The organism is Nocardia sp. NPDC006630 (genome assembly GCF_040611495.1).
Classification (GTDB): domain Bacteria; phylum Actinomycetota; class Actinomycetes; order Mycobacteriales; family Mycobacteriaceae; genus Nocardia.
Genome location: NZ_JBEXOK010000007.1, coordinates 343,365 through 356,413 on the forward strand (window position 1 = coordinate 343,365; position 13,049 = coordinate 356,413).

A 13,049-nucleotide genomic window follows, 5' to 3' on the forward strand; every position below is an offset into this window, starting at 1 on the left:
GAAGATCCGACGCTCAAAGAGAACGTGCTTTGTTTGCGAGGGTGGCCAGCGATTCGAGACCGTCGAGCACGGTCGGCACGGCCACTCCGAAGTCGATGAGGCAGGCGATCTCGTCGGCGCCCGCGCGGTGCAGGCTTTCGACCATCGACAGCGCCGAATCGGGGGTGCCGAACAGTCCGCTGGTGCGGTAGTACCGTTCGAAGGCGAAGTCCAGCACCTTGTTTCGCGACCTGTCGTCCAGATCCTCGAGGGCCTCCGCGCCCCGGCGCCACAGATCGACGGAATCGGCGAGGTAGCTCTTGAACGGCCCCTGCACCGTCTGCCGCACCGCGGCGTCGTCGTCTCCGACGAAGGTGTGCAGCATGACCGTGACTTTTCCGGCGTCGGCATCGTGGCCGTGGTGGGCGCGCGCCTTGCGATAGGCCGTGATCTTCTCCGCCAGTTCGTCCACGGTCTGAAAGAGCAGGGCGGTCAGCACATTCGTGCCGAGCTCACCCGCCATCTCGAAGCGCTCCACACCGCCGCTGCAGGTGACCCAGGTGGCGAGGTCCGGCTGGATCGGGGTGGGGAAGATGCGCACCGATCGGGATTCGCCCACGCCGTTCGGCAGCGAGATCGACTCACCGCGCCACAGCTGCTGAATACTCTGCATACCGGATCGCGTGACATCGACCCGCTCGCGGTAATTGTCCTGCGCCAGCACGAAATCGTCGGGGTTCCAGCCCGTGGCGAACGCGATATCGACCCGGCCGTCCGACAGATTGTCGACCACCGACCAGTCCTCGGCGACCCGCACCGGGTTGTGCAGTGGCAGCACCACACTGCCCGCCCGCAGTCGTACCCGCTGCGTGATCGCCGCCAGCGCCGCCGCCAGGACGGCGGGATTCGGGTACAGCCCGCCGAACTTGTGGAAATGGCGTTCCGGCAACCAGATCGAGCGGAACCCGTGCTCGTCGGCGAAGCGGGCGCTGTCGAACAGCAGCTGGTAGCGCTGTGAACCGGATTGCTGTGCGTCGCTGGCGAAGAAGAACAGACTGAAGTCGATACCCGCGCCGGCTGGGTGAGACTGCGCGCCGGGGGCGGCCGCCACATCGGCGACCTGGACACCGGCGCCGGGGTCACGGTGTTTGGCTACCTCCTCGGCCAGATCGGCGACACAGATGCCGCCGTAGATGTCCTCGGCGGAGATCTCGACGCCGAATCGGTCCTCGAGGATCGTCAGCAGCTCGGCGGCTTTGATCGAATCGAGGCCGAGCGCGGTGAGCGGCGTGCGAGGGTCGACGGAATCGAGGCCCAGGCGGTGCGACGCCCATCCCAGGAGAAATGCCGTGGTGTCTGCGGTGTCCCGCGGCTCGCTCACAGGGCCCTCGATTCGAATTCGTTGGCGTACAAGTGGCGTAGGTGCGATCGGCGGATCTTGCCACTGGTTGTCTTCAGTACTTTGCCTTTGCCCACGAATATCACTCGATACAGCGATACGCCGTGCTCACGACTGACGGCGGATTTGATCGACTCCTCGAGGGCGGCCATATCGTCCGCGAGTTCCTCCTCGACCTCCTGCAGGACGACCAGGCGTTCTTCCCCGTCTATCTCGATCGACAGCGCGGCACAGCCGCCGCGGCGAAGTTCCGCATGCGTGGACTCGATAGTCCACTCGATGTCCTGCGGGAAAAGGTTGCGCCCGTTGATGATCATGACTTCTTTGAGACGCCCGCAGATGAAAAGGTGTCCGTCGACCATGAATCCGAGATCGCCGGTCCGCAGATAGGGTGTGCCGCTTTCATTTTCGATCTGTGCCGAGAAGGTGCGCTCACTCTCCTCGGGTTTGTTCCAGTAGCCCGCCGTGACGCTCTCTCCGGACAGCCAGATTTCACCGACCCGTCCGGGACCGGATCGTCGCAGTGTCCGAGGATCGATCATCGCCGCGGCTCCCGCCCGGACCGGTCCATAGTCGACCAGTTCTCGGCCGTTCGGCTTTTCCACGACGAAGCCCTTTTCCAGTTCCTCGCTCGCGAACGAACACGTGCGCAGGCCCGAGCCGGAAGGTCCGCCGCTGACATACAAAGTGGCTTCGGCGAGGCCGTAGCCGGGAAAGAAGCTTTCCGGGCGGAAACCGCTGCCGGCGAATTTATCGGCAAATGTTCTCAGGATGATCGGATTGACAGGCTCGGCGCCGACGAAGGCGATGTCCCAGTGCGACAGATCCAGCTGCTCGGCTTCCGCGCGCGACACTCGCTCGGCGCAAATGCCGTAGGCCAGATTCGGCCCGCCCGCAGTGGTATTCGTGTTTTCCGATATCTCACGCAGCCAGATGAGAGGATGGCGCAGGAACGTCAGCGGCGACATGAGTGTCACCGGATATCCGACGTAGAGCGGCGAAAGAATTCCCAGAATCATGCCCATGTCATGAGACGGTGGCAGCCAATGCACAGCCGAGGTGCTCTCGTTGTGCCCGAGGGCGCGCCGCTGGCACTCGAGGTTGTGCATGAGATTGCGATGGCGCACCACCACGCCCTTCGGGCTTCCGGTGGAACCCGAGGTGTACTGCAGGTATGCGACGTCGTCGGCCGCGGGAACAGGTGTGTCCAGCAGCTGGAGCGAAGTTCCGCGTTCGGTCGCCGTGCTGTCGATGATCTTCTCATCGGGCCAGCCGAGCAGGTCGCGGGCCACGGACGCGACCGACTGCGGCGCGACGACGGCAATAGCGCCACTGTCCCGCGTGATTGCCGCGACGGTCTCGGAATGCCGTTGTGAGGTAGGCACATACAGCGGCACCGCAATGCGCCGGGTCAGCAGGCAGGCGAGGAATGCGTGAATCATGTCCAGGCTCGGTGGACAGAGCAGCAGGATTCGATCGCCCGGCGCACTGACTTCCTGCAACCTGGCGGCCAGGCCGACCACGCGGTCCAGCAGAAGTGCATAATCCTCGACTTCGCGCTCACCGCGACCGTCGATAAATGTGTAGCCGACTCGTCCGGGTTGTTCGGCAGCGCGACTCACCAGAATGTCCGCCAGCGTCGACGGACGCTCCGATATTTTTTCATAACTCATCGACCTTCGACCTCCCGAGTCAGCAGCTTGTCGCTACACTGGATTAACGAAATTCAGGCGATACGCGTTACGCGTGGCCTGCAGAAAGTCACCCGGCAGCGGTGCGGATACGCTCCGCGCGCAGGGCATTCTTTCGGACAAGATTCCATCAGCCGAGCGGCGCTCGGAGTCCCACCCGTCTGCAGGGACTCGGCGGCCAGAACTTCGGCGATATGTGGAGCATCCCCATCACCAAGCAATTGCTTCTGAAACTGGTCAGTGGCAGATCCGGAAATTGGTCTAATGACCATTTATGTCGGACCCGAACACTGCGCCAAACCGGCCGGCATCTGGCTGCCGCCCTCTCTGACGTCGAAAGGTATTAAACCACTGCGGATTACATGCGCACCGCGCCTCGCTGCAGAGTCTCGAAGAACGATTACTCAGCGGCTCGGTGCGGCGGTGGAACGTATTGAACCAATGTGTTTCACTTTGCTCCTTTCATGGTGCGGCACAACGGCAGTGGTCCAGTGTTCCTCCTAGTTCGTCGCCGCGAGTGTTGTGGATGGGTCAAGTTTTATGCCGAATCCGCAAGGCGGTATCGGATGGTTGTTATGCACATCGCAGGGATATCGGGCCGCTGCCCACGCCGGTGTTATCCGATTGTTGCCGAGAGGTCGGCGTCCATTTCACATTGGGACGAATAGGCCGGAGTCGAATGCGGTAATTGCGGGTCTACCACCCGCCCGCGAAGAAGCCGGCGAGGGCGGGTGCGGAGTGGGCGGCGGTGGAGGCGTTGACCGCGGCCAGTACGACCACGGTCAGTGACAGCAGGGTGGAGAGGGTGCCGAAGGACGCGAGTACCCGCCGGGTACGGCCATCGCTGGAGCGGGTGAATCGGCGCCAGAACAGGATTGTCGTGCCGATGAGCGCGATCGCGACGGTTGCGGCGACCACCGCGAGAATGGCGTGATAGCGGGCGAAGTCGGTGATCATGACGTCGAGCGGCGGGGTGTGGGCGGGAGCGCCCTGGGAGTCGGCGAGCTGCTGGTTGATCTGAGTGAGAGTTCGTGCCAGTTCCGGGTCGGCGGTATTCATCGGAAGCATGGACAGCAGCGAGGAGAACGGCGCGAAGGTGCCCTGAATATTGGCTATCACCAGCAACAGTGCGAACAGCGCGAGAAGCACGGTCACCGCGCCGGTCGAGGCGAGGGTGGATCGTCGTGTGGCGCTGAGGTTTCCGGAGCGCAGGAACGCCTTCCAGAGCAGAACGCTCAGTGTGACGAGCACGGCGAGCAGAACGAGTGCGATCGCGGCCTTGGCGAGGTGAAATCGCATCCAGTAGTCGATGGTCTGATCCAGGGCCGGTGTGTAGTCGCGCTGACCGGCGGCCCAGTAGTCGACGAAGGCGTTGGTGAAGGCGTCGCGTATCGCGGACTCGTTGGCGTAGCTGGTCGATCCGATCGAGGCCAGCAGGGGCGGCGCGAGGAACACGGCGATGCCGAGCACGACCGCGAGGGCGGTGAGCAGGCCGAGTGCACGGGCGGGCAGTGTCGAGGGGCGCGAGGAAACTGCGGTGGGGGACACGGGGTTCCTTTCGTCCGAAGGCGCCTGCCGGTCGCTGTTCTCGTGCGATCACCGGCACGGCGCTATCGCCGAGGGTAGTGACAAACCCCAGATGCGGGCAGGAGTCGGTGATGGTCACGTGAATCTCGGCGGCCTCCGGTGCCGCGGCCGGTGACGGCGGAGTAGCGTCGGCGGCTAGGCCTTGGTCATCCTGCGCGAGGAGCCTTGATATGAATGCGACATCGACTCGTGCCGACGCGTTTGTCGTCTTCGGAATCACCGGGGACCTGGCGGCGAAGATGACCTTTCGCGCGCTGTATCGCCTCGAAGCGGCCGGGCGGCTGAACTGCCCGATCATCGGGCTGGGACATGCGGATTGGTCCCATTACCGCCTTGTGACCGCGGCGCGCAGCGCGCTGGCGGCCGGTGGCCAGAGTGTGGATCCGGAGGTATTCGAGCGCCTGGCGCGGCGGCTGAGCTATCTGCGCGGGGATTTCGCCGATCCCGCCACCTACCGGGAACTCGCCGAGCGTCTCGACAATGCTTCCGCGCCACTGTTTTACCTGGCGATACCGCCCGCACTGTTCGCCCCGGTGGTCGCGGCGCTGGGGCAGGCGAAGCTCACGAGCGGAGCTGCGGTGCTGATCGAGAAGCCGTTCGGACACGACCTCGACTCGGCCCGCGCGCTCAACGAGGAACTGCACCGCACGCTGGAGGAAGACCAGATTCTGCGGATCGACCACTTTCTGGGCAAACAACCGGTGCTCGACATCGCCTCCCTGCGCTTCGACAATATCTTGTTCGAGCCGGTGTGGAATCGCGATCACGTTGCCGCCGTGCAGATTACGATGGCCGAGGACTTCGGTGTCGAGGACCGGGGCCGGTTCTACGATTCGGTCGGGGCGTTGCGCGACGTGGTACAGAACCACCTGCTGCAGGTGCTGGCCCTGCTCGCCATGGAGGCCCCGGCCGGGCCGGGTTCGCATGCGCTGTGGGACAGCAAGGCAGAGGTCTTCCGGGCTACCGCGGATGTCGACCCCGCCCGCACGATCGCCGGGCAGTACGAGGGCTACCGGGAAGTGACCGGCGTGCGCAAGGATTCGGTGACCGAGACATACGTGGCGCTGCGCCTGCAGGTGGACAACCCACGCTGGGCCGGTGTGCCCTGGTTCATCCGAGCGGGTAAGGCACTGGCCACCCGGGCCACCGAGGTCAGGATTGTTTTCCGCCGCCCGCCGCCGCCGGCCTTTCTGCCACGATCGCAGCAGGTCGATCCCAACCAGCTGGTCTTGCGGATCGATCCGGACCCCGCTCTCCGGCTGATCCTCGCCTCGCAGGGAGCATCCGGCACGACCGCGCAGGCCGTGCACATGGATCTGCCTTTCGCCGCCGAACTCGGCCAGCCGCCCGAACCGTACGAGCGCCTGCTGCACGATGCGCTGACCGGCGAGCATTCCCTCTTCACTCGCGAAGACGTCGTGGAGGAAACCTGGCGAATACTGCAGCCCATGATCGATCATCCGCCGAAACCGGTGTCCTACCCGCGGGGGTCGTGGGGGCCGATCGGCGCCGACGAGCTGCTGCGTGGTCATCCCGGCTGGCAACTGCCCTGGCTGCCCGATACCGGCACATGACCGAACCCTGCGCGAATCCACGGCGGCCGACACTACGAGCGGAGATCCGACGATGACCTCAACCGATCCGCATGAACTCGGCGTTCTCGGACTGCCGCGCGGGATCCGCGCCTGCCTGTTCGACCTCGACGGGGTGATCACCGAAACCGCGAAGGTGCACGCCGCCGCGTGGAAGGAAATGTTCGACGCCTATCTGAAGTCCCGGGCCGAGCGCGGCGACGAACCGTTCGTCGCGTTCGACCCGGTCGCGGATTACGACACCTATGTCGATGGCATGCCGCGCGCCGACGGCACCCGGGCATTTCTGAAATCCCGGGGAATCACTGTGCCCGAAGGCAATTCCGATGACCCGCCCGACGCCGAGACGGTGCAGGGCCTGGGCAACCGCAAGAACGAGATCGTGCTGCGCCGCATTCACGACGACGGGGTGCAGGCGTATCCGGGCTCGGTCGCCTATCTGGATGCGGTCCGCGCGGCCGGATTGCGGCGTGCGGTGGTCTCCTCGAGTACGAATTGCCGCGACGTGCTCGTCGCCGCCCATATCGAGGATCTGTTCGAGGAACGCATCGACGGCATCACCGCACAGCAGCGGCATCTGGCCGGTAAGCCTGCCCCGGATATGTTCCTCGCCGGGGCACGGGCGCTGGGAGTCGAGCCGGCGGAGGCGGTCGTGTTCGAGGACGCGCTGGCCGGCGTCGCGGCGGGTCGCGCCGGTGGATTCGGTTATGTGATCGGGGTCGATCGGGTCGGGCAGGCCGAGCAACTCCTGGCGCACGGCGCCGACGTGGTCGTGACCGACCTGGCCGAGCTGCTGGGCACCGAATGATCCACCACCCTTCGTTCAAGATCGAGCCCTGGTGCCTGCGCGCGACCGGGCTGGATCTCGACATAATCGCGCAGGTGGAGTCGGTGTTCGCGCTGTCGAACGGGCATATCGGCTGGCGCGGAAATCTCGACGAGGGTGAACCGCACGGGCTGCCCGGGTCGTATCTCAACGGGGTGCACGAATTGCGCACGCTGCCGTATGCGGAGACCGGCTACGGCTATCCGGAGTCCGGTCAGACGGTCATCAATGTGACCAATGGCAAGCTCATTCGGCTGCTCGTCGACGATGAGCCCTTCGATCTCACCTACGGTCGAGTGGATGCTCACGAACGGTGCTTGGACTTCCGGGACGGGGTGCTGCACCGCAGTACCGACTGGGTATCCCCGGCCGATCGCGGTGTACGGGTGTCCTCGACCCGATTGGTGTCGCTGGTGCAGCGCTCCATCGCCGCGATCCGGTACGAGGTGCAGGCGCTCGATCGGCCGGTGCGGGTGGTGGTGCAGTCCGAACTCGTCGCCAATGAAGAACTGCCGGCACCGGACGCCGATCCGAGGGCCGGGCCGACGGATACAGCGCCGCTGGCGGGGGAGGAGCACGCGGCGAAGGGCACCCGCGCCGGGCTGGTGCATTCGACCCAGCGCAGCAGGCTGTATCTCGCCGCGGTGATGGACCATATCGTCGACGGGCCCGACGCCACGCAGGTCGAGTCGGAGAGCTTCCCGGATCTGGGGCGGGTGACCGTGACCACGGAACTGCAACCGGGACAACGGCTTCGGATCGACAAGTTCGTAGCCTACGGGTGGTCGGCAACCCGCTCCCTGCCTGCCGTGCGTGATCAGGTCGACGCCGCTCTCGCCGGTGCGCACCGTACCGGGTGGGACGCGCTATGCGCCGAACAGCGTGACTACCTCGACGAATTCTGGTCTCGCGCCGACATTCTGCTCGAGGGCGATCCCGAAATCCAACAGGCGCTGCGGTTTTCGCTGTTCCACCTGCTGCAGGCCGGTGCCCGCGCGGAGGGCCGGGCGATTCCCGCCAAAGGCCTCACCGGTCCCGGCTACAACGGGCACTGCTTCTGGGATACCGAGTCGTACGTGCTGCCGGTGCTGACCCAGGTGGTTCCCGATGCGGCGGCGCACGCACTGCGCTGGCGGCACGCCACCCTGCCCATGGCCACGGCGCGGTCCGTTCAGCTCGGTCTCGCGGGCGCCGCGTTCCCGTGGCGCACGATCCACGGCGAGGAATGCTCGAGCTACTGGCCCGCCGGGACGGCCGCTTTCCACATCAATGCCGACATTGCCGACGCTGTCCTGCGCTACATCGACACCACCGGCGATCAAGCATTCGAGCGGGATATCGGAGTGGAGCTGCTGGTCGAAACCGCAAGGCTGTGGGCCAGTCTCGGCCACCACGACGCCGACGGCCGGTTCCGCATCGACGGCGTGACCGGTCCCGATGAGTACAGTGCCGTCGCCGACAACAACGTCTACACCAATCTGATGGCGCAGCAGAACCTGCGCGCCGCCGCCGACGCCGCCGCCCGGCACCCCGACAGGGCCCGCGAGCTCGGGCTCCACGAGGAGGAAACTGCCTACTGGCGCGACGCCGCCGAAGCCATGTACATCCCCTATGACAAGGCACTGGGCATACACCCGCAGGCCGAGGGCTTCACCGACCATCAGGAGTGGGATTTCGCCGGTACGCCCGCCGACGGCTATCCGCTGCTGCTCAACTATCCGTACTTCGACCTGTATCGCAAACAGGTCGTCAAACAGGCCGACCTCGTGCTTGCCCTGTATCGCCGCACCGACGCCTTCACTCCGGATCAGAAGGCGCGCGACTTCGACTACTACGAGCGGCTCACCGTCCGCGATTCCTCGCTGTCGGCATGCACTCAGGCGGTGATCGCCGCCGAGGTCGGACATCTCAGTCTCGCCTACGACTACCTCGCCGAGGCCGCGCTCATGGACCTCGACGATCTCGAACACAACACCCGCGACGGTTTGCATATCGCCGCTCTGGCCGGCTCCTGGATCGCGGTGATCGCCGGGCTGGCCGGTATGCGAGATCAGAACCGCGCCTTGACCTTCGCGCCCCGACTGCCCGAGACCGTGACCCGCCTCGCCTTCACGCTCCACTGGCAGGGGCGGCGCCTCGCCGTCGACGTCACCGCGCAGGCCGTGACCTACACCCTGCGCGAAGGCGACCCACTGCGCATCACCCATCACGGTCACGCGCTTACGGTGACCACCGAGCACCCGATCACCCAGCCGATCGCCGATTCTCCGGCGCCGTCCCCGGTACCGACGCAACCGCCCGGGCGGGCTCCCACCCAGCGGCGTTCGTGACCTGTAGGTGCGCGGGCTCGTCAAAGTTCCGTCAAACCGGATGCGGCGGTCTTGCCCGGAGTTGCTCGATGGGGTGAACTCCCAGTTGTGACCACAACTGTCGGCCCTCGGCGCACGATGCGCGCTGCTGCCGGCGTTGTCCGGCATCGGGTCGAGCAGGTGCCGTCCGCATTGGAGCTCTTCGGCTTCCACAGTGAGGACGAGCCACCGAGTCCGGTGTAGCCGGTCGTCATATTCCCCGCCGCGCAACATATTCGCGCCGCGGTGTCGCCATTCGTGCGACGTTCCACGCCTTCTCGCGAGCGTTATCGCGTACTTCTCGTGTGCTCCCGCGTATCGCCGCGGCCACACCCTTCGCTATCGGAGAGCTATGTCCGTACCTGTGTTCAGCACCCGTACCGTCCTTGTCACCGGGACCGATACGCGCCTCGGTTTCGCGACGGCGCAGCGGGTGATCGCGAACGGCGACACCGTCATCGCGCACATTCTGGACAAGAACCACGCCGACGAGACGATGCAGCGCCTGCAGGTCACGGCCGAGCCCGGCCGGATCCGCATGGTGCACGCCGATTTCGCCGATCTGGCCGAGGTCGAGGAACTCGGCCGCACGCTCGCAGCGCAGATCACCCGCCTGGACGCCCTGATCAATATCGCGGCGATCGCGGCTCCCGAAGCGCGAACCCACACCCGGGACGGGCACGAATTGACCTTCCAGGTCAACTATCTCGCGCCGCGCAGCCTGACGATGGCACTGCTGCCCGCGCTCGCGGCGGCGCACGGGCGGATGATCGCCGTCACCTCGAAACTGCATACCGCGGGGAACATCGACTACACGGATCTGGATCGCAAGCGCGGCACCTACACCCCACTCGCGATCTACGCGCAGTCCAAGCTGGCGCTGACCATGTTCAGCCGTTCCCTGGCCGAAACGGGACCGGGAGAACTGATTTCGGTCAGCGTGCATCCGGCCGATTTCGAGATCGATCTGCCCCGGCTGCGCAGCCACCGCACCGCACCACTCGATCACGCCGCCGCCGTGCTGCTGCAGCTGTGCGCACCCGGTACACCGCTCATCAACGGCGGCTATTACGAAGGCGCCGAGCCCGCGAATGCCGCAGCGCTGGTCCGCAATTCGCGAGCCCGCACCCGGCTCACCGCGTGGAGCAACCAGCTCGCGCCCACTGCCTGATCTGTTCAGCGATCCGCCAGGAGGAACACATGTCCAAACGTGCGAGCAAGAAGCGCGCCCGCCGCAAGAAGAAGGCGAACCACGGCCACCGGCCCTGCCAGGGCTGACGGACCTCCGGCACGCCGGGCGTGCAGGGCAGGGACCGGCGTACCGAGGACCGGAGCCGCCGCGACCAACAGGGTCGCGGCGGCTTCGTCGTTTACCGGTGGCGGAAAGCGCGGCCTGCTGCGGGACCGGAGCTCACACGGGCCGTCGAATCGTATAGATCTTGCAAAGAAGCAGGTCGGCAGCGGCAAGGGTGCGTCAAGGAAGCGGCCGCCGCCGCTCGGACACGCCTAACCTGCAGTTCCCGGCGGGTTTTTCCGGGTAGCGAGGAGATGGTTCGAATGGCCGGCGATGACAATGACTCGGTGATGCTGGAGGAGCTCGCGGCCCAGCGTCATGTCGCCCAGATCCTCGACCTGTTGTCCGAATCCGGTTGCAGTGCACCGCTTCTGATGAGATTTGTCGCGGCCCGGGGCTCGGATCTGGCGTCGGCTCTGCGTGTGATCGCTGCGCACGGTCTCCTTGTCGATGACCACGGCGGGCCGGACGAGCCGCCGGCCATTCCCGGGACACTTCGACTGACCGCGCGGGGTGAGGCGGCCGCGCAGGCGCTGTCGAATCGCACAGTGGGGACGACCGATCGACGTGTGCGGCACAGTTCAGTCCTGGGACGAGCGACCAGTCGAGTGCTGTCCATGCGCCGGGCGTGGCATCCGAGGGCGCACGCCGGGCATCCGGCACTGGACCGGTGGAGTCACGGCGTCAGTCAGCGCTGAGCAGTGGCTGGGAACGGCGCAGCACATCGGCCAGGTCCGATTGGTCGGTGAGCGATTCCCGGGCGGCGCGTTCGATCATGGCGGCCTGCTCGATCAGCACCCGCCGGCGGTGCGAATCGCTTGCGTGCTCGGCGATTTCCGTCAGTGCGTCGAGTTGGCGAATCATTACCGCAGGCATGCCGACTCCGGCCTGCCGGATCTTCTCGAAAGCCCGCTGCACCAGCCGTTCGTAGCTCACCTGGGTCGCGATGACTCGCACGTATCCGTGTCTGTCGCGGTGGATCGGATCGGGATTCCAATCGGCGGCGATGCGCGAGAGGCAGTCGCCGAGCCAGTCGATGCAGGTCAATCCCGTGAACGTGTCGTTCACCGCGGGAGACAGTGCGCGCAAGGCGATTTCGACGATCTGGTCGATGCCGAAGGAAATGTCCTGGGTCAGCGTGCGGGTCGGCCCGGCGACGTGGCCGCGCGCGAAGTTCGCCGCGATCGGCGCCGCCGCTTCCGGTGGCCACACGTAGGCCACCACCTGCCCCTCGGTGAGGAAATGCCCGGGGCGCAGCGGAAGATGGATCACCGCATCGGCCGAGGCGGCCATGCGGACCAGCTTCTCGTACCGGATGTACTGCAGGTATCCGCTGCTCTCGATCCGTACCTGCGCGCCCGATTCCCGCAATCGGGTCAGCAGGTCGTCAGCGGCCGGACCCTGGGCGATGCCGACCGGTCTGCGCGCCCGCGCGGTCTCGACCGCCAGCGACACCTCACCGGCGATGCCCGCGATGACATTCGGTAGCTGAATCGCCATCGCGATGTGGTGGATGAAGTAGATGAGCACCGCCAGATCGAGCACCATCGACGCGATCGCGACGGTCGTCGATATGTGCGGGACGAAATCCGCGCCGACCGACACCAGCGTGGCAATGGCGTACACGAAGCTCGCCACGAAGGTCCCGAGGGTGAGCTGGGTGCCGCGATCGCGAATGAAGTTGCGCAGCATCCGCGGACCGAACTGGGTCGAGGCCAGGGTCAGCGCCACGATGGTGATCGAGAAGACCACACCGACGACGGTGATGATCGCCGCGGCGATCGCGGTCAGTACCTGCCGGGCGGCATCGGGGGTACCGCCGATGATCCACGACGGAATTGTCGACGCATGCTGATACACCGCTCGATCCAGCGCATGGGTGAGCGCGAAAAGCCCCACCGCTGCCAGCACTTCGAGTGTCGGCACGAACCACAGGTTCGTCCGCAGCAGCTCCCGGCGGCGATCGAATTCGAGATAGGAGCCGGGGCCCGGGTACTTCACGCGGCGGGCCGCCCCGACCAATCATCGTGCAGCCCTTTATGTTCGATCAGTTCGATCAGGGTGTCGATCGCGGCGAGGGAAGACCACTCATCGCGAGCGGTGAGACCGGGGTACCGGTCGGACCGCGCGATATACGTTCCCTCAGTCGGCGACCACTCCACCCGGAACGACGCCAGGCAGACCTCCCTGCCGTAGCTGCCCATAACCTCTGCCTCCAGTTCGACACGGCCAGAGCTTCATTGGATATCCCTCCGGGTGGCGTACTTCGGTTCTTGACGAATCCGCTATCGCCGCACCGGTGAAATTTCCGATTTCCTAACGGCAGCACTGCA

10 protein-coding genes are annotated in these 13,049 nt (G+C 65.6%); 5 read left to right on the plus strand and 5 right to left on the minus strand.

The features are described from left to right. Positions 1-13: 13 nt before the first annotated feature. The 3 genes from ABZX86_RS22780 to ABZX86_RS22790 all read right to left on the minus strand — a co-directional run bounded on the left by ABZX86_RS22780 (position 14) and on the right by ABZX86_RS22790 (position 4,617). A complete protein-coding gene (locus ABZX86_RS22780) occupies positions 14-1,360 on the minus strand; it encodes a MupA/Atu3671 family FMN-dependent luciferase-like monooxygenase (RefSeq protein ID WP_355126455.1) in 1,347 nt (448 codons plus the stop codon). Next, positions 1,357-3,051: a fatty acyl-AMP ligase gene (locus tag ABZX86_RS22785; protein ID WP_355126457.1), complete on the minus strand. Its 1,695-nt coding sequence runs from the start codon at positions 3,049-3,051 to the stop codon at positions 1,357-1,359. Before ABZX86_RS22785 ends, ABZX86_RS22780 begins: the two co-directional genes overlap by 4 nt. Positions 3,052-3,765: 714 nt before the next feature. Further along, a complete protein-coding gene (locus ABZX86_RS22790; RefSeq protein ID WP_355126459.1) occupies positions 3,766-4,617 on the minus strand; it encodes a hypothetical protein in 852 nt (283 codons plus the stop codon). A gap of 209 nt (positions 4,618-4,826) precedes the next feature. Here ABZX86_RS22790 and ABZX86_RS22795 point away from each other — a divergent pair, with 209 nt between their 5' ends. The 5 genes from ABZX86_RS22795 to ABZX86_RS22815 all read left to right on the plus strand — a co-directional run bounded on the left by ABZX86_RS22795 (position 4,827) and on the right by ABZX86_RS22815 (position 11,414). After that, positions 4,827-6,230: a glucose-6-phosphate dehydrogenase gene (locus ABZX86_RS22795; RefSeq protein WP_355126461.1), complete on the plus strand. Its 1,404-nt coding sequence runs from the start codon at positions 4,827-4,829 to the stop codon at positions 6,228-6,230. A 52-nt stretch (positions 6,231-6,282) separates the two neighbouring features. Continuing rightward, positions 6,283-7,056, plus strand: a complete 774-nt coding sequence (locus tag ABZX86_RS22800) for a beta-phosphoglucomutase family hydrolase (protein WP_355126463.1) — start codon at positions 6,283-6,285, stop codon at positions 7,054-7,056. Further along, a complete protein-coding gene (locus ABZX86_RS22805; protein WP_355126465.1) occupies positions 7,053-9,404 on the plus strand; it encodes a glycosyl hydrolase family 65 protein in 2,352 nt (783 codons plus the stop codon). Before ABZX86_RS22800 ends, ABZX86_RS22805 begins: the two co-directional genes overlap by 4 nt. 370 nt (positions 9,405-9,774) lie before the next feature. Beyond that, on the plus strand, positions 9,775-10,593 hold the full coding sequence (locus tag ABZX86_RS22810) for an SDR family NAD(P)-dependent oxidoreductase (protein ID WP_355126467.1): 819 nt from the start codon (positions 9,775-9,777) through the stop codon (positions 10,591-10,593). A gap of 386 nt (positions 10,594-10,979) precedes the next feature. Continuing rightward, complete coding sequence (locus tag ABZX86_RS22815; RefSeq protein ID WP_355126469.1) at positions 10,980-11,414, plus strand: hypothetical protein; 435 nt, start codon at positions 10,980-10,982, stop codon at positions 11,412-11,414. Here ABZX86_RS22815 and ABZX86_RS22820 read toward each other — a convergent pair. Together ABZX86_RS22820 and ABZX86_RS22825 are read right to left on the minus strand one after the other, a co-directional pair. Next, positions 11,401-12,717 carry a DUF2254 domain-containing protein gene (locus tag ABZX86_RS22820; protein ID WP_355126471.1) on the minus strand — a complete coding sequence of 439 codons (1,317 nt, stop codon included), beginning with the start codon at positions 12,715-12,717 and terminating at the stop codon, positions 11,401-11,403. The two genes, ABZX86_RS22815 and ABZX86_RS22820, sit on opposite strands and share 14 nt — an antisense overlap. After that, complete coding sequence (locus ABZX86_RS22825; RefSeq protein WP_355126473.1) at positions 12,714-12,920, minus strand: hypothetical protein; 207 nt, start codon at positions 12,918-12,920, stop codon at positions 12,714-12,716. Before ABZX86_RS22825 ends, ABZX86_RS22820 begins: the two co-directional genes overlap by 4 nt. Positions 12,921-13,049 lie beyond the last annotated feature (129 nt).